We start from the raw sequence: 17,460 nt of genomic DNA on the forward strand, positions 1-17,460 counted from the left end.
CATGAGGAACTTGCTTTCAGGCTTGCGCCTGCAGAAAGAGAATCCGACGTTTCTGGTGGCGCAATACAAGGCGCTGGCGTCACAGATACCGGTCCTTTATATTCTTTTGATCATCAACGCCCTGGCCGTGGTGATCACCCATATCCACACCGCGCCGATGTGGCTGGCGGTTTATGTGCCGGTCAGCCTGAGCATCCTCTGCGTTTTCCGCATCGTCTGGTGGCAGTTGCATGGGCAGGATCCCATCGATGCGGATCGAGCCTATGGTGTGATGCGCCGGACCGTCGTGCTCGCCGGCGTGCTGACCCTTGCTTTCGGCATCTGGGCAGTCGCACTTTATCAATACGGCAATGCCTATCAGCAGGGGCAAATTTCCTATTTCCTTGTGGTGACGGGCATTTCCTGCGTCTTCTGTCTGATGCATCTGCCGGCCGCAGCCCTTCTGACGACGGCCATTACCTTTTCCTTCATGGTCGTCACCTTCATGTTCTCGGGCAATTCCGTGTTCGTGGCGACCGCGACCAGCGTCATCTTCCTGTCGTTTCCCTTCGTTCGTGTCATCAATAGCTATTTCCGGAATTTTGCCGGGCTGGTGCGGCTGACGGAAGAACTCGGCGACAAGCAGGCGGAAGCCGAACGGTTGAACCTCGTCAACAGCCGCAACGCGCTACAGGATCAACTGACCGGTCTTGCCAACCGCCGCAGTTTCTTTCGCGAATTGCAGGATCTCTTGCAGCAACGGCCGGAGACGCCACCAATCATCGGCCTTGTCGATCTCGACGGCTTCAAGCCGGTCAACGACGTCTTTGGCCATGCCGCCGGTGATTTCGTGTTGAAACAGACTGCCGAACGTTTTGTGGCTTTGATGGGCGGCAAGGGCACAATTGCGCGCCTTGGGGGCGACGAGTTCGGCGTGATTTTTCCAAGCGATCTCAGCCGTGATTGTGTCTCCGAGATGGGGCAGGCTTTCTGTGCGGCGCTCCGCGAACCCTATGATGTGCCCGGCGGCTCCATCCGCATTTCCGGGTCCTGCGGTATCGTCGTTCCGGAGGGCGGCGGCCACACCGCCGAGCAGCTCTATGAAAAGGCGGACTTCGCCCTCTATCAGGTCAAGAGCCGCCGCAGCGGCAATGTCGAGTTCTTCTCCCACGATCTCGAAGAAATCCTCCAGCAACGGCACCTGATCGAGTTGGAATTGCAGGGCGATAATTTCGCCAGGGAGTTGTCGCTGGAATATCAGCCGATCATCGATCTCGATGATGGCCATGTCGTCGGTTTCGAAGCTTTGGCGCGCTGGAACAGCGCCCGCCTCGGCCGCGTCAGCCCCGATGCCTTCATCCCCGCCGCCGAACGCACCGCGATGATCGGCAAGATGACCCGCATCCTCTTCGCGGAGGCGCTGCAGGCGTTGTCGATCATGCCGCCGCCGCTGCGCATGTCCTTTAACCTCTCGGCCCGCGATATCTGCGACCATGAAACGTCGATGGCTCTTCTTGCCATGATCCATGCCGCCAGGATCGACCCGCGCCGCATCGAATTCGAGATCACCGAGACGGCCTTATTGTCGGATTTCAACACCGCCTATGAGGTCATCGGCCTGCTGCGCGGCGCAGGTATTACCATCGCGCTCGACGATTTCGGCACCGGCTTTTCCAGCCTCAGCCATATCCACCGGTTGGAATTCGACAAGATCAAGATCGACAAGAGCTTCGTCATGCGGTTTGATCGTGATGTCCGCTGCATGAATATCACCCGCTCGGTTGCCAGTCTCTGCCGCAATCTCGGCATCACATCGGTCGCCGAAGGCGTCGAAAGTGCTGCAATTGCCGAGGCGCTGCATGCTTTCGGCGTGCGGTTGGCGCAGGGCTATCATTTTTCCAGGCCGTTGCGTCTGCATGATGCGATCGCCTTTGCCGAGGCGAGCGAGAGCGGCATCGCGGCGGGGCGCGTGGCAAGCGCCTAGAGCAATTCCAGGAAAAGTGCGTAGCGGTTTTCCGTCCGGAATTGCGTAAAACAATAAGATAGAGCGGTTCTGAACCGCTCTAAGCTGACGCATGCCCCAGAAAGGCCGGTGCGTTGCGATGCACGGCCTCTACCAGAAAGTCGATGACGGTGCGCACGCGCGGCGACTGCCTGAGGTCGCGGTGGCAGGTGATCCAGTAGTGCCGTTTCAGGTCGACTTCATCGGGCAGCACCATCTGCAGGTCCGGATGCCGGCAGGCGATAAAGAAGGGCAGCACGCAGAGCCCCAGCCCGCTTTTGGTCGCCGTCAACTGCGCAAAGATGCTGGAACTCTGGAATTGCGGCTTGATGCGCGGATGGATGTCGCCGAGATAATCGAGACCAGGCGCAAAGATCATGTCCTCGATGTAGCCGACGAACGCGTGCTCCGGCAGATCGTCGCGGCTCTCCACCGGCGGGTGGCTGGCGAGGTAATCCCGCGATCCATAGACCTGCAGGTGGTAGTCGGTCAATTTCTCGGTGAAATAGGGGCCGGCCTTCGGCGGGTCGAGCACGATGACGATATCGGCTTCCTTGCGCGACAGCGACATGATCTGCTGGATCGTCACCAATTCCAGCGAGATGTTCGGATACCGCGCGGTGAACTCCGAAAGCATGGTGGTGAAGAAGAAATTGGAAAAGCCCTCCGGCGCGCTGATACGCACCACGCCGCGTTGTGCCGCCGAGCCGACCCTCAGGTCTGACCGCAGCCGCTCGGTTTCCTGCTCCATTCGCTCGGCTGTGTCGATGAAGCGCTGGCCCATGCCGGTCAGCATATAGCCCCGCGGATTGCGCTCGAAGAGCTTGACCTGAAGCGAAAATTCCAGCCGGTCGATACGGCGCGAGACGGTGGCGTGGCTGGTGCGCAATTGCCGCGCAGCGGTTGAAAGCTGCCCGGTCCGGGCCACCGCCAGGAAGAACTGCAGGTCGTCCCAGGTGAAGTGCGGCGCGGTCTTCATGCCTCCCTTTCTGTTCAAAAATGAACAGACACTGTTTGGAATTAGTTGCAAACTTCACTTGCGTCAATGCGCGATTTCAATGATCTTGAGGGATAGCAAAGTCGTTTTGAGGATAACGACTGGCCAATTTTGAACAGATTCATTTTTGCCAAATCTCTGGGAGGAGAGGATATGCGAAAGAGTCTCATTGCGTCCCTGGCACTTCTGCTTGCAAGCAGCACCGCAGCATTCGCCGCTGGCGCGTCCGACGGTGTGGTGAAGATCGGCATCCTGAATGACCAGTCGGGCGTCTATGCCGACTTTGGTGGCAAGTCCTCGGTGGAGGCGGCGAAGATGGCTGTCGAGGATTTTGGCGGCAAGGTGCTGGGCGTGCCGATCGAGATCGTAGATGCCGACCATCAGAATAAACCCGATATCGCCTCTAATATCGCTCGCCAATGGTATGACACCGACAAGGTCGACGCCATCATGGAGCTGACGACCTCGTCGGTGGCGCTGGCCGTGCAGGCGATCGCCAAGGAAAAGAAGAAGATCGATATCGTCACCGGCGCGGCAACGACCGATCTCACCGGCAAGCAATGCTCGCCCTACGGCTTCCATTGGGCCTATGACACGCATGCGCTGGCCGTCGGCACCGGCGGCGCACTGGTCAAGCAGGGCGGCGAGACCTGGTTCTTCCTGACCGCCGATTATGCCTTCGGCTATTCGCTGGAGCAGCAGACATCTGATTTCGTCAAGGCAAACGGCGGCAAGGTTCTCGGTTCCGTCCGCCATCCGCTGTCGACCAACGACTTCTCGTCCTTCCTGCTGCAGGCGCAATCGTCCGGTGCCAAGGTCATCGGCCTTGCCAATGCCGGCCTCGATACTTCCAACGCCATTAAGCAAGCGTCGGAATTCGGTATCACCCAGGGCGGCCAGCATCTGGCGGCGCTGCTCTTCACGCTCGCCGAAGTTCATGGCCTCGGCCTGCAGGCGGCCCAGGGTCTGACGCTGACCGAAGGCTACTATTGGAACCGCGACGACGAAAGCCGCAAATTCGGCAAACGCTTCTTCGATCGCACCGGCAAGATGCCGAACATGATCCACACCGGTACCTATTCCGCCGTGCTGCAATATCTGAAGGCCGTGCAGAAGGCCGGCACCGACGATACCGAAGCGGTCGCCAAGGAACTGCATGAAATGCCGGTCGACGACGTTTTTGGCCGCGGCGGCACTGTCGGCCCCAACGGCCGCATGATCCACGACATGTACCTGCTCCAGGTCAAGAAACCGGAGGAGAGCAAGGGCGACTGGGACTACTACAACGTGCTGGCAACGATTCCCGGTAAGGAAGCCTATATCGATCCGGCCAAGAGTGGCTGCGATCTCGTCAAGCAGTAAGGTTGCGATCAGCCGATGGCGATCTCTGCGGCAGAGAAACAAGAAGAGCCACGGGTGGTGTTATCCGCCCGCGGCCTCCGGCGCGATTTTGGCGGCTTCACGGCCGTCAAGAATGTTGATCTCGATGTGCGCCATGCCTGCGTGCACGCGCTGATCGGCCCGAACGGCGCCGGCAAGACGACTGTGTTCAATCTTCTGACCAAGTTCCTGCAGCCGACGCATGGCACGATCACGCTTCTCGGCACCGATATCACTAGGACGAAGCCGGACAAGGTCGCGCGCATGGGGCTGGTGCGCTCGTTCCAGATTTCGGCGGTCTTTCCGCATCTCTCCGTGCTGGACAATGTCCGTGTCGCCCTGCAGCGGCCGAACAATCTGGCGCATCAATTCTGGCGGCCGATCTCGGCGCTGGCGAGCCTGGACGATCGTGCCGAACAATTGCTGGCAGCAGTCGGTCTGACGAAGGAGCGCAATGCCATCGCTGCCGATCTTTCCTATGGCCGCAAGCGGGTGCTGGAGATAGCGACGACCTTGGCGCTTGATCCCAAGGTGCTGCTGCTCGACGAGCCAATGGCCGGCATGGGGCTCGAGGATGTCAACACCGTCTCCGCCATCATTCGCGACGTGGCGCGCGACCGGGCGGTGCTAATGGTGGAACACAATCTCTCCGTCGTCGCCGATATCTGCCACCATGTCACCGTCCTCCAGCGCGGCGAAATCCTCGCCGAAGGCGACTATGCCACGGTCAGCCGCGACCCGCGCGTCCGCGAGGCCTATATGGGCACGGAGGAGGCGTAGGATGGCAGCGCTACTGGAGGTACAGGGTCTCAATGCCTGGTATGGCGAAAGCCACATATTGCATGGCGTCGACATGAACGTTGGCGAGGGCGAGACCATCACCATTCTCGGCCGCAACGGCGTCGGCAAGACGACGACGCTGCGCACCATCGTCGGCATCGTCCGGGCGCGCAAGGGCAGGATCGCCTTTGCCGGCGCCGACATGATGCAGGTGCCGCTGCACAAGACGGCGCACAGGGGCATTGGCTTCGTGCCGGAGGAGCGCGGCATCTTCTCGACACTCAATGTTCATGAAAACCTGATGCTGCCGCCGGTGGTCGCGCAGGGCGGGATGACGGTTGACGAGATTTTCGAGCTGTTTCCCAATCTGTACGAGCGCCGCAACAGCCTGGGCACGAAACTCTCCGGCGGTGAGCAGCAAATGCTCGCCATGGCCCGCATTCTGCGCACCGGCGTGCGAATGTTGCTGCTCGACGAACCGACCGAGGGACTGGCACCCGTCATCGTCCAGCGTATCGGCGAGGTGCTGAAGAAGCTGAAGGAGCGCGGCATGACCATTCTGTTGGTTGAGCAGAATTTCCGCTTCGCTAGCCGTATTGCCGATCGTTTCTATCTGATGGATCATGGCCAGATGGTCTCGGAATTTCCGGTCGGCGAATTGCCGGAGCGGATGGGCATGCTGCACAAGGTTCTGGGGGTCTGACGCCATGACCATGATATTCGGCATCCCGCTGCAGGCGCTTCTCGGACAATTGCTGATCGGGCTGATCAACGGCTCCTTCTATGCGCTTCTGAGCCTCGGGCTCGCGATCATCTTCGGCATGCTGCGGGTGATCAATTTCGCCCATGGCGCGCTCTACATGCTCGGCGCCTTCACCGCCTATTTGCTGCTTGCCTATGCCGGCATCGGCTATTGGCCATCATTGGTGCTCGCGCCGTTGATTGTCGGCCTGTTCGGCGCGGTCGTGGAGCGCCTGTGCTTGCGCCGGCTCTACAAAGTCGATCCGCTTTACGGCCTGCTCTTTACCTTCGGCATGGCGCTGACCATCGAAGGCACGTTCCGCTATCTCTATGGTTCGTCCGGTCAGCCCTACGCCGTACCGACGGCGCTGGTGGGCGGTGTCAATCTCGGCTTCATGTTCCTGCCGATCTATCGCGGCTGGGTGATCGTCGTGTCGCTTATCGTCTGTATTGGCACCTGGCTGCTGATCGAGAAGACCAAGCTCGGCGCCTATCTGCGTGCCGCAACGGAAAATTCGGTGCTTGTACAGGTCTTCGGCGTCAACGTGCCGGTGCTTCTGACGCTGACCTATGCTTTCGGCGTCGCGCTTGCCGCCCTTGCCGGGGTGCTGGCCGCGCCGATCTATCAGGTCTCGCCGTTGATGGGATCGAACATGATCATCATCGTCTTTGCCGTGGTGGTCGTCGGCGGCATGGGCTCGATCATGGGTGCGATCATCACCGGCTATGTGCTTGGCGTCGCGGAAGGCTTGACGAAGGTGTTCTATCCGGAAGCATCCAATATCGTCATCTTCGTGATCATGGCGATCGTACTGCTTCTCAGGCCCGCGGGCCTCTTTGGCCGGGATGCGTGACATGGCTGATATGACCGATACGCTGAAGTCCGAAAGCCGCCGCCCGTCATCATCAGTTCAGAAGGGCTTCCTGGTCGTCGGCCTGGTGCTGCTGATCTGGGCACCGTTTTTCATCTACCCCATCTTTGTCATGAAGGTGCTCTGCTTCGCGCTGTTCGCCTGCGCCTTCAATCTGCTGCTTGGCTATACCGGTCTTCTGTCCTTCGGCCATGCCACCTTCTTCGGCGGCGCGGCCTATTTCACCGCGCATGCGGTAAAGGTATGGGGCGTGCCGCCGGAACTCGGCATCCTGATCGGCGTTGCGGGCGCAGCCTTGCTCGGCCTGATCATGGGCTTCGTCGCCATTCGCCGGCAGGGCATCTATTTCGCCATGATCACCCTGGCGCTGTCCTACATGTTCTATTTCTTCTGCCTGCAGGCGAAGTTCACCCAGGGCGAAGACGGCATTCAGTCGGTGCCGCGAGGTTACCTCTTCGGCGTCATCGATCTCAGCAACTCCTTTAACATGTACTATTTCGTGCTGGCGGTGTTCATCATCGGCGTGCTGATCATCTGGCGCTTCATCAATTCGCCCTTCGGCATGATCCTGAAATCGATCCGGGAAAACGAGCAGCGGGCCATTTCGCTCGGCTATTCCGTGGCCCATTACAAGCTCGGTGCTTTCGTCATGTCGGCGGCGCTTGCCGGGCTTGCGGGTGCGGTCAAGGCGCTGGTCTTCCAGTTCGCAACGCTCACCGATGTCGCCTGGCAGATGTCGGGCGAGGTGATCCTGATGACCTTGCTTGGTGGCATCGGCACCTTGGTCGGCCCGCTTTTCGGCGCCGGCTTCGTGGCAACGCTGGAAAACTATCTCGCAACCTCGGAATTCCCAGTGACGATCATCACCGGCATCGTCTTCATGGTCTGCGTCCTGCTCTTCCGTCGCGGCATTATCGGCGAATTCTATGCTTCGCGGCTGGGGCGCAAGCTGGGGTTCGAGTATCGGCGCTGACTGCTTGACTTTCCTTCTCCCCGTCCTGAGCTTGTCGAAGGGGCGGGGAGAAGGTGCCCGAAGGGCGGATGAGGGGCTGCACGGACTTCCAGCGAATACGGAATTTGCCGAACCTTCGAGCCCCTCACCCTAACCCTCTCCCCGCAGGCGCGGAGAGGGGACGATAGAGTCTCTGGAATGGATCGCTTCGACTACATCATCATCGGTGCCGGCAGTGCCGGCTGTGTGCTTGCCAACCGGCTGTCGGCGGATCGCAACAACAGGGTGCTGCTGTTGGAGGCAGGTGGCAGCGACAATTACCACTGGATCCACATCCCGGTCGGCTATCTCTATTGCATCAACAATCCCCGCACCGACTGGTGCTTCACCACAGCGCCGGAAGCGGGGCTGAACGGCCGCTCGCTGAACTATCCGCGCGGCAAGGTGCTCGGCGGCAGCTCTTCGATCAACGGCATGATCTATATGCGCGGTCAGGCACGGGATTACGATCTCTGGCGGCAACTCGGCTGTGCCGGCTGGGGCTGGGACGACGTGCTGCCCTATTTCGTGAAGTCCGAGGACCATTATAGGGGCAAGGATGAAATGCACGGCGCGGGCGGCGAATGGCGAGTCGAGAAAGCCCGCGTGCGCTGGGCCGTGCTCGACGCCTTCCAGGCGGCCGCCCGCGAAGCCGGCATTCCGGAGACTGCGGATTTCAATCGCGGCAACAATGAAGGTTCCGGCTATTTCGATGTCAACCAGCGCTCGGGCATCCGCTGGAACACCGCGAAGGCCTTCCTGCGACCGGCGCTGAAGCAGGGCAATCTCACAGTGCTTACCAAGGCACAGGTTCGTCGCTTGCTCATCCAGGACGATGCCGTCACCGGTGTCGAGTTCCAGCATGACGGCGTGACCAAACGCGCTTATGCCGACAAGGAGACTGTGCTTTCCGCCGGCGCGATCGGCTCGCCGCAGATTCTCGAACTCTCCGGCATCGGTCGCGGCGAGGTGTTGAGCCAGGCCGGCATTGAAGTGGTGCGGGAAGTCAAGGCGGTCGGCGAAAACCTGCAGGATCACTTGCAACTGCGCATGGCCTATAAAGTCACCGGCGTGCCGACGCTGAACGAAAAGGCGACGAAATTCTTCGGCAAAGCGGCGATCGGGCTGGAATATCTCGTGCGCCGCTCCGGGCCGATGGCGATGGCGCCGAGCCAGCTCGGCATTTTCACCCGCTCCGGCCCCGACAAGGAAACGCCGGATCTGCAATATCATGTGCAGCCGGTCTCGCTCGACAAATTCGGCGATCCCGTCCATCCCTTTCCGGCGATCACGGCAAGCGTCTGCAATCTGAGGCCGGAAAGTCGCGGTTCGGTGCACATCCAGAGCCCTGATTTTGCCATGCAGCCGGCAATCAGCCCAAACTATCTTTCGGCACCGCGCGACCGAGAGATTGCCGTGCGCTCCATCCGGCTGACCCGGCGGATTGTTGAGCAGCCGTCTTTCGCCAAGTTCAAGCCGGAAGAATTCAAGCCAGGCCCGTCCTATCAGACGGATGCCGACCTCGAGCGCGCCGCCGGCGATATCGGCACGACGATCTTTCACCCGGTCGGCACCTGCCGCATGGGCGGCGATCCGCAAAGCGTGGTCGATCCGCGCCTGCGGTTTCGGGCGCTGGCAAGGCTTCGGATCGCCGACGCCTCAGTCATGCCGTCGATCACCTCGGGTAATACCAATTCGCCGACCATCATGATTGCCGAGAAAGCCGCCGAGATGATCCTTGCCGACAACCGCTGAGCGCCTATTGATTGAGGAAGGCGGGTATGGGGAGTTTTCGAATGCAGAGCATAGACGAGGTCATCATTGGGCGTCAGGGATCGGCGGGGCTTATCCGCCTCAACCGGCCGCAGGCGCTGAACAGCCTGACGCTGCCAATGATCCGGGCAATTGCAGCGGCGCTTGCTGATTTCGCCGCCGATCCATCCATCGCCAGTGTGATCGTCAAGGGCGAGGGTGACCGCGCCTTCTGTGCCGGCGGCGACATCCGCCTGTTGCATGAGAGCGGCAAACAGGGTTCTTCAGACGCCGAAACCTTCTGGCGCGAGGAATTCCGCCTCAACCACGCCATTGCCGATTATCCCAAACCCTATGTGGCGCTGATGGACGGCATCACCATGGGCGGCGGCGTCGGGCTCTCTTCCCATGGCAGCCATCGCGTCGTCACCGAACGCACCCGCTTCGCCATGCCGGAAACCGGCATAGGTTATTTTCCCGATGTCGGCGCTACTTGGCTTTTACCACGCGCGCCCGGCGAAGCTGGCACCTGGATGGGCCTGACCGGCCTCGCCATCAACGCCGCCGATGCGATTCACGCGCGGCTGGCCGATCATCGTGTTGCTTCTTCCGATCTATCGGCGCTGATCGAAGCGATCGGCGCGCTGCCGGTTGCTGCATCGCCGGCCGATGTGCATACGGTAATCGCGGGCATGGCGGTTGCTGCCGGCGAAAGCCGCCTGGTCGCTAACCGCGATACGATCGATCGGGCGCTGGCATATGATACCGTCGGGGAGATTCAGGAGGCGCTAGCGCAAGAGGCAGGCGATTTCGCCGCAGAAACGCGGCAGATAATCAGCACGCGCTCGCCGACCAGCCTGAAACTGACGTTGCGGCTGCTGCGCGCCGGACGCAGCAGTGCAAGCCTCGCCGAATGCTTGAACCGCGAACTCGGCGCCTGCATGCGGATCTTGTATAATCCCGACTTCTATGAAGGCGTCCGCGCCGCCGTCATCGATAAGGACCGCAATCCGAAATGGTCGCCGGCAAGCCTTGCCGAGGTCGCGGCAAGCGATATCGACCGCTTCTTCGTGCCGGCGCGACCGCCGCTTTTCGAGACGTAAATGATCATGGGAGGAGAGCATCATGACACGGATCGCATTCATCGGGCTCGGCAATATGGGCGGTCCCATGGCCGCCAATCTGGTCAAGGTCGGCCATGAGGTCATCGGCTTCGATCTCTCGCATGATATGCTGAAGGCCGCCGAGGCGACGGGCGTCAAGGCCGCAAACGTGCTGAGCGAAGCGCTTGCGGATGCCGAAGCCGTCATCACCATGTTGCCGAAGGGGCAGCATGTTCTAACGGTTTGGACCGATATTCTGCGCTCCGTGCCGAAGGGCACTCTGCTGATCGACAGCTCGACCATAGATGTCGACAGCGCTCGCAAGGCCCATGCCATGGCAGGCGATGCCGGCTGCCTGTCGCTCGACGCGCCGGTCTCCGGCGGCACCGGCGGTGCGGCAGCCGGAACGCTCACCTTCATGGCTGGTGGCTCGGCGGAAAGTTTTGCAGGCGCCAAACCGCTGCTGGAAGTCATGGGCCGGAAGATCGTCCATTGCGGCGACGCAGGCGCCGGGCAGGCGGCGAAGATCTGCAACAACATGATCCTCGGCATTTCCATGATCGGCGTCTGCGAGGCCTTCGTGCTCGGCGAAAAGCTCGGCCTCTCGCATCAGGCGCTCTTCGACGTCGCCTCAACCTCTTCGGGGCAATGCTGGTCGATCAATACCTATTGCCCGGTGCCCGGCCCTGTGCCGACCTCGCCGGCCAATAACGACTACAAACCGGGCTTCATGGCAGCACTGATGCTGAAGGATCTGCGGCTGGCACAGGAGGCAGCGCTGTCAACTGGCGCATCGACGCCTCTGGGTGCCGAAGCGGCGCAGCTCTACGCACTCTTTGAAAAGCTCGGTAATGGCGGCCGCGATTTTTCGGCCATTATTGAGATGTTTCGGGAGGCGGACTGAATATTACTCGTGATGATCGAGTGAGTTGAAGCTCCGACGCCGGAAAAGCGGCCTCGACAAATGGGCCCCAATTCACCGCCACATGCCGCGCATGCGCGCACCCACATCGACTCTTACCTGCCGCGCCCTGATGGCGGCGGCGCTTTCGGCGCGGGCCTGTGGCCAGCCGCAAACCTCGAAAAACTGCAGCAATGTCGCCGGAATGAAGCGCGTTCGCGAGGCAAAGACATGCCGGTCGCCCTGCGCATGCTGGCCATGGATGAAGAAGCGCTGCGGGATGACGAGATCGAGGCTGTCTTTGGCACGTGTCATGGCAACATAGAGCAACCGCCGCTCCTCCTCGATCTCGGAGGAGGAGCCGACCGCGAGATCTGCCGGAATGCAGCCATCGACGGCATTGAGGACAAACACCTTCGTCCATTCCTGGCCCTTGGCGGAATGGATGGTCGAGAGGATGAGATAATCCTCGTCAAGCAGCGGCGTGCCGGCCTGGTCGCTGGTGGCATCGGGCGGATCGAGCGTCAGTTCGGTGAGGAAGCGCTCGCGCGAGCCATAGCCGCTGGCGATCTGTTCGAGCTGGATCAGGTCCGCCTGGCGCGTCGCTGCGTCCTCGTGCGCCCGCTCCAGATGCGGTTCGTACCATTGCCGTACGAGGCCGATTTCCGCCGGCCATCCCGCCTTGCCGGCCTTCAACTCCTGCATGGTTGCAACGAAAGCCGTCCAGTCCTCTCCCGAGCGCGGCGGCGCCGGAAAATCGGCCAGGGCCGCCATTGGACTGGCCTGTTCGCCGATATGATCGAGCACGCGCTGGGCAGTCGAAGGGCCGACGCCCGGCAAAAGCTGCATCAGCCGGAAGCCGGCGACACGGTCGCGCGGGTTCTGGGCAAAGCGAAGGGTAGCGAGCATGTCCTTCACATGGGCGCTGTCGAGAAACTTCAGCCCGCCGAATTTGACGAAGGGAATGTTGCGGCGGGTGAGCTCGACTTCCAGCGGTCCGCTATGGCTTGAGGTACGGAAGAGCACGGCCTGCTGCTTGAGCTTGGCGCCGCTCTCCCGATTTTCCAGCACCTGATCGGCGATATAACGCGCCTGATCGCTTTCGTCGCGCACCGTGACCAGCCGCGGACGCTCAGCGCTCTGGCGTTCGGTGCGCAGGTTCTTGGTGAAACGCTCGGAGGCAAGATCGATCACCGCATTGGCGGCGGCGAGAATGGGTTGCGTCGAGCGGTAGTTGCGGTCGAGCGTGACGATATTGGCGGCGGGCGTAAAAGAGGTCGGAAAGTCGAGAATGTTGCGCACGGTCGCGGCGCGAAAGGAATAGATCGACTGCGCATCGTCGCCGACAACGGTCAGCCCGTGGCCGTCAGGTTTCAGCGCCAGCAGGATCGATGACTGCAGCCGGTTGGTATCCTGATATTCGTCGACCAGCACATGGTCGAAGCGGCCGCCAATATCCTCGGCGATCAGCGGTTCGTGCAGCATATGCGCCCAGTAGAGCAGCAGATCGTCGTAATCGAGCACGTTTTGCGCCTGCTTGGCGTCGACATAGGCCGCGAAAAGGTCGCGCAACTGCTTGTCCCAGGCGGCGCACCAGGGGAAGAAATCGCGCAGCACCTCTTCGAGCGGCGCTTCCGAATTGACGGCGCGGGAATAGATCGCGAGGCAGGTCGCCTTGGTCGGAAAGCGGTTTTCCAGCTTGGAGAAGCCGAGTTCGTGGCGAATGAGGTTCATCAGATCGGCGCTGTCTTCGCGGTCGTGGATCGTGAAGGCCGGGTCGAGGCCGATCTGTTCGGCGTAATCGCGCAGGAGCCGCGCGCCGATGCCATGAAACGTGCCGGTCCAGGCAAGTGCATCGGCCATGATGCCGGCATTGGCGCCAAGCACTTCCCGGCAGATGCGTTCGACGCGGCGGCCCATTTCGGCCGCCGCACGGCGGGAGAAGGTCATCAGCAGGATGCGGCGGGGATCGGCGCCTTTGACGATGAGATGCGCGACGCGGTGGGCCAGCGTATTCGTCTTGCCGGAGCCCGCGCCTGCGATCACCAGCAGCGGCCCGGCAATATGGCTGCCTTCGACCGTCGTGCCGTGCTCCACCGCCTGCCGCTGCTCCGGGTTCAGCTTTTCCAGATAGGCGGCGGTCATGGGCTCTCCTGAAGGCTTCGGACGGCGGGCGCACGAACATGGAATCGGCGACGAATCATGTTCGCAATAATATCCGAATGTTCGATGAATGTTCTGAATTGGCTAAAACTGTCAAGATCGGGCGGATCTGCACAAAGATGTGACCCTCCCGTCATGAATTTGGTTCAGATTTAACGAATACCCGGCTCGAAAAAGCTTTTGGGGTACTTATTTACCATCTGTGACACACGATTTTTGGGGTTTCGGTGCGCTGGGTAGGGTTCCCGAATATGAACGAGACGATGGCCACCGGATTGCGTCTGCCGGAGGGGCCTGTTGCCCTGACCGATGGTCGCATCGCGCTTGTGGAGACTGACGACAGTCGTCGTTGCCTGACGATGATTGTGGGCGGCATCCGCCGTGAAATCTGCCGTACCGGCGGCCGGCCGACCGGGCTCGCCGTCGATGGCGACAATTGTTTCTGGGTGGCGGGCGGCCCGGAAAACTCCCTTGTCCGGCTGTCTCCGGAAGGCCGCACCTTGCAGGTGATAGAAGGCGGCAATGACGGCGCGTTTCTCTACCCGAACGATCTGGCCTTTGGCCCTGACGGCCTGCTCTACATGACCGATTCCGGCGTCCGTATCTCCGATCTGCTCGACGGCGCTGATATCAATCCCGATTTTTTCCAGGCGCCCTATAACGGCCGTGTCTATCAGATCGATCCGGCGGAAGGCCGGGTGCAGCGCGTGCTGGCGACCGGTCTGCTCTATGCCAACGGCATAGCCTTCGGGCCGGACGGATTGCTCTATTACAGCGAGACATTGACCGGGAAAATCTATCGCCAGATCGTCGGCGGGCGGCAGGAACTATTTGCGCAGGTGATGCCGGCGCCTGCTGTGAAGGCGCTATGTGGACCGGCAGGCATGGCCTTTGATCGCAACGGCACGCTCTATTGCACGATTTATGGGCAAGGCGAGATTTGCATGGTTGATCCCGCGGGAAAGATCGCCGGCCGTATCCGCACCAATGGCACGCGGCCGGGCAACATCGCTTTCACCCTCGATGGCAAATATGCGCTGATTACCGAGCAGGAAAATGGTGTTTTGGAGAGAATAGTGGCGCCGCGGCCAGGACTGGCGCTGCACATGCCCGCCTTCGGATCTTGAGGCGGAAGGACATGCCCGGAAGCCGGGCATGTCCTCATTCATGTCTATCCGCCGTTTATTCGGCAGCAGGAATCTGCTTGTTGTCCTTGCCGGACTTGTCGTCCGACTCGGCGTCGTTGGCGACCGCCTTGGCATGGCGGCGGCGCCAATCGCCGAGGAACAGCAGGATCGGAGCGGCGATGAAGACCGACGAGGCGCCAGCGACGAGTATGCCGAACACCATCGGGATTGCGAAGCTGGAGACGGCGCTGCCGCCCCAGATCGCCATCGGCACCAGCGCCAGGAAGGCGGTGGCGTTGGTATAGAGGCTTCGCGCCAGGGTCTCGTTGATCGACTTGTCGATGATGTCGCGCAGTGGCATCGACTTATAGAGCCGCATGTTTTCACGCATACGGTCATAGACCACGACCTTGTCGTTCACCGAATATCCGACGAGCGTCAGGATCGCGGCGATGGCCGTCAGGTTGAAATCGAGGCCGGTGATCGCGAAGAAGCCGATCGCCTTGGTGACGTCGAGTACCAGCGTGACAATGGCTCCGACCGCGAACGGCCATTCGAAACGAAACCAGATGTAGAACAGCATCGCCAGGCTGGCGATCACGACCGACAGAATGCCGGCCCAGGCAAGTTCGCCCGAAACCTTCGGACCGATGACATCCGTCCCTTCGATGGTCGCGGTTGGGTCGATCTTGACGATTTCTGCCTTGAGCTTGGTGACCGCGGCTGTCTGTGCCTCTTCGCCGCCGTCCTGGCGTTGGGCGCGGACAAGGAGGCTGCTGTTGTCGCCGAAGGACTGCAGTGCGATTTCGCCGAGGCCGAGCGTGTTCAGGCCCTCGCGGAACGTCGCCAGATCGGCCGCGTCCTTGGTCTTGACCGACATCTGGATGCCGCCGCGGAAATCGACGCCGTAGTTGAGGCCTGGATGAATGAACAGGACCACCGAGGCGATCGACAGGATTGCCGAGACGGTGACGCCAAAGAAGCGGGCCTTCATGAACTGGATGTGCTTGTCATAGGGGCTGAAGGGGATCAGCGGCCTGATGTTGAGCACCTTCAGCTTGCGGCGACGGGTGATGGCGATCATCACGACGCGCACGAAGGCGACGGAGGTGAACATCGAGATAATGAGGCCGAGACCCATGGTCACGGCAAAGCCGCGAACCGGGCCGGAGCCGAAGTAGAACAGGATGGCGGCGGCGATCAGGGCCGTCATGTTGCCGTCGATAATCGTAGAATAAGCCTTCTTGAAGCCGTTATCGATGGCGGCGAAGGCGCCGCGGCCCTTGCGGGTTTCTTCGCGGATGCGCTCGTTGATGAGAACGTTGGCATCCACCGCAAGGCCGATACCAAGGACGACGCCGGCGATGCCGGGCAGCGTCAGCGTGGCGCCGACCAGCGTCAGGGCCGAGAAGGTCAGGACCGTGTGGATGAGCAGGGCAACATTCGCAAGAATCCCCCAGGCGCCGTAGAGCACGAAGATGAAGGCGGCAACCAAGACGAAGCCGATCAGGCCGCTATAGATGCCCTTCTGGATCGCGTCGCTGCCGAGGTCGGCGCCAACAGTGCGTTCTTCGATGACGGTGAGCTTGGCCGGCAGGGCGCCGGCGCGCAGCAGGGCTGCGAGCGTCGTCGCGCTGTCAGCGGTGAAGTTGCCGGAGATCTGGCCCGAACCGCCGGTGATCGGCTCACGAATGTTCGGCGCGCTCAGCACTTTGTTGTCGAGCACGATAGCGAAAGGCTTGCCGACGTTTTCGCGGGTGATTTCCGCAAAGCGGTTGGCGCCGGCGCTGTCGAAGCGGAAGGTGACGAGTGGCTCGTGCGTATTCGGATCGAAGCTGACGCGGGCGTCTGTGAGGCGGTCGCCGGCAAGCTCGATGCGATCGAGAACCGGATAGCTGTTGCCCTTGTCATCCTTCAGGATGGTAACACCGGGGCCGGGATTGTTCGGATCGACATTGTCGGCAAGCAGATGGAAGGACATCTTCGCGGTCGAGCCGAGCAGTTCGCGCAGACGCGACGGATCCTGTGCGCCCGGAAGCTGCACGAGGACGCGGTTGGGACCGACGCGCTGGATGGTCGGTTCGGCGACGCCCACCTGGTCGACGCGCTTGCGGATGACTTCCAGGCTCTGCTGGACGGCGGAATCGACGTTGGCGGCGATGCCGGCCGGCGAGAAGGACATGGCAATCGCGCTGCCGTTCGGCGTAATCGTCAGATCGGACTGGCCGGCGGAAAGGCCGGACGCGATCGTATTGGCGAGGGTCCGCAACTGAGTCACCGCATCGCCGCTCTGCGACGGATCAGTCAGAGTGACGACGATCTGATCACCATTGCGAACGATCGAACGGGTCAGGATGTTCTTGTCGCGCAGGACACGGCGCGAGTCTTGCAGCAGCGATTGCAGCCGGCCATTGGTCAGGTCCTTCTCGTCGACTTCGAGGACGAGATAGGAACCGCCACGAAGGTCGAGGCCGAGGGAAACCTGGCTGTGCGGAAGCCAGGACGGCATTTTGCTTAAGACCGACTGCGGCAGCACGTTCGGCAGGGCGATGAGAAAGCCAAGCACGATGATCACCGTATAGGTGAGCACCAGCCATCGTGAGGTGCGCATGAATATTATCCTTGAATACGCTAATGCCAGCGGAGCTTGCCGCTGGTGAACTTGGGGTCAT

13 protein-coding genes are annotated in these 17,460 nt (G+C 61.1%); 10 read left to right on the forward strand and 3 right to left on the reverse strand.

The window, feature by feature from the left end; all coding sequences use genetic code 11:
* Position 1 precedes the first annotated feature (1 nt).
* Positions 2-1,963 carry an EAL domain-containing protein gene (locus tag NXC24_RS03075; protein ID WP_104821960.1) on the forward strand — a complete coding sequence of 654 codons (1,962 nt, stop codon included), beginning with the start codon at positions 2-4 and terminating at the stop codon, positions 1,961-1,963.
* Between the two features lie 79 nt (positions 1,964-2,042).
* On the opposite strand, the gene NXC24_RS03080 is transcribed toward NXC24_RS03075, so the two are convergent.
* Positions 2,043-2,960 (reverse strand): LysR family transcriptional regulator, encoded by a 918-nt coding sequence (locus tag NXC24_RS03080; protein WP_104821961.1) that lies wholly within the window; start codon positions 2,958-2,960, stop codon positions 2,043-2,045.
* A 171-nt stretch (positions 2,961-3,131) separates the two neighbouring features.
* On the opposite strand from NXC24_RS03080, the gene NXC24_RS03085 reads away from it, so the two are divergent.
* From NXC24_RS03085 to mmsB, 8 genes are all read left to right on the forward strand, one after another.
* The gene (locus NXC24_RS03085) at positions 3,132-4,340 is read left to right on the forward strand and encodes an ABC transporter substrate-binding protein (RefSeq protein WP_104821962.1); all 1,209 of its coding nucleotides are present in this window, start codon (positions 3,132-3,134) and stop codon (positions 4,338-4,340) included.
* 15 nt (positions 4,341-4,355) lie between these two features.
* A complete protein-coding gene (locus NXC24_RS03090) occupies positions 4,356-5,138 on the forward strand; it encodes an ABC transporter ATP-binding protein (protein ID WP_104821963.1) in 783 nt (260 codons plus the stop codon).
* Position 5,139: 1 nt separating this feature from the next.
* Positions 5,140-5,841, forward strand: coding sequence for an ABC transporter ATP-binding protein (locus NXC24_RS03095; protein ID WP_104821964.1), 702 nt, complete (start codon positions 5,140-5,142; stop codon positions 5,839-5,841).
* A 4-nt stretch (positions 5,842-5,845) separates the two neighbouring features.
* Positions 5,846-6,733: a branched-chain amino acid ABC transporter permease gene (locus NXC24_RS03100; RefSeq protein WP_104821965.1), complete on the forward strand. Its 888-nt coding sequence runs from the start codon at positions 5,846-5,848 to the stop codon at positions 6,731-6,733.
* 1 nt (position 6,734) lies between these two features.
* A complete protein-coding gene (locus NXC24_RS03105) occupies positions 6,735-7,724 on the forward strand; it encodes a branched-chain amino acid ABC transporter permease (protein WP_104821966.1) in 990 nt (329 codons plus the stop codon).
* Positions 7,725-7,901: 177 nt separating this feature from the next.
* Entirely contained in the window at positions 7,902-9,497 is a 1,596-nt protein-coding gene (locus tag NXC24_RS03110) for a GMC family oxidoreductase (RefSeq protein WP_104821967.1), read from the forward strand.
* A 41-nt stretch (positions 9,498-9,538) separates the two neighbouring features.
* On the forward strand, positions 9,539-10,597 hold the full coding sequence (locus tag NXC24_RS03115) for an enoyl-CoA hydratase/isomerase family protein (RefSeq protein WP_104821968.1): 1,059 nt from the start codon (positions 9,539-9,541) through the stop codon (positions 10,595-10,597).
* 22 nt (positions 10,598-10,619) lie between these two features.
* Positions 10,620-11,501 (forward strand): 3-hydroxyisobutyrate dehydrogenase, encoded by an 882-nt coding sequence (gene mmsB / locus NXC24_RS03120; protein WP_104821969.1) that lies wholly within the window; start codon positions 10,620-10,622, stop codon positions 11,499-11,501.
* A 72-nt stretch (positions 11,502-11,573) separates the two neighbouring features.
* On the opposite strand, the gene NXC24_RS03125 is transcribed toward mmsB, so the two are convergent.
* Positions 11,574-13,643, reverse strand: a complete 2,070-nt coding sequence (locus NXC24_RS03125) for an ATP-dependent helicase (protein WP_104821970.1) — start codon at positions 13,641-13,643, stop codon at positions 11,574-11,576.
* Positions 13,644-13,912: 269 nt separating this feature from the next.
* On the opposite strand from NXC24_RS03125, the gene NXC24_RS03130 reads away from it, so the two are divergent.
* Positions 13,913-14,788 carry an SMP-30/gluconolactonase/LRE family protein gene (locus NXC24_RS03130; protein ID WP_104821971.1) on the forward strand — a complete coding sequence of 292 codons (876 nt, stop codon included), beginning with the start codon at positions 13,913-13,915 and terminating at the stop codon, positions 14,786-14,788.
* A 55-nt stretch (positions 14,789-14,843) separates the two neighbouring features.
* Here NXC24_RS03130 and secD read toward each other — a convergent pair whose 3' ends face one another.
* Positions 14,844-17,399 (reverse strand): protein translocase subunit SecD, encoded by a 2,556-nt coding sequence (secD, locus tag NXC24_RS03135; RefSeq protein WP_104821972.1) that lies wholly within the window; start codon positions 17,397-17,399, stop codon positions 14,844-14,846.
* Positions 17,400-17,460 lie beyond the last annotated feature (61 nt).

Origin of the sequence: Rhizobium sp. NXC24 (genome assembly GCF_002944315.1) — a bacterium.
In the GTDB taxonomy this organism is placed as follows: Bacteria; Pseudomonadota; Alphaproteobacteria; order Rhizobiales; family Rhizobiaceae; genus Rhizobium.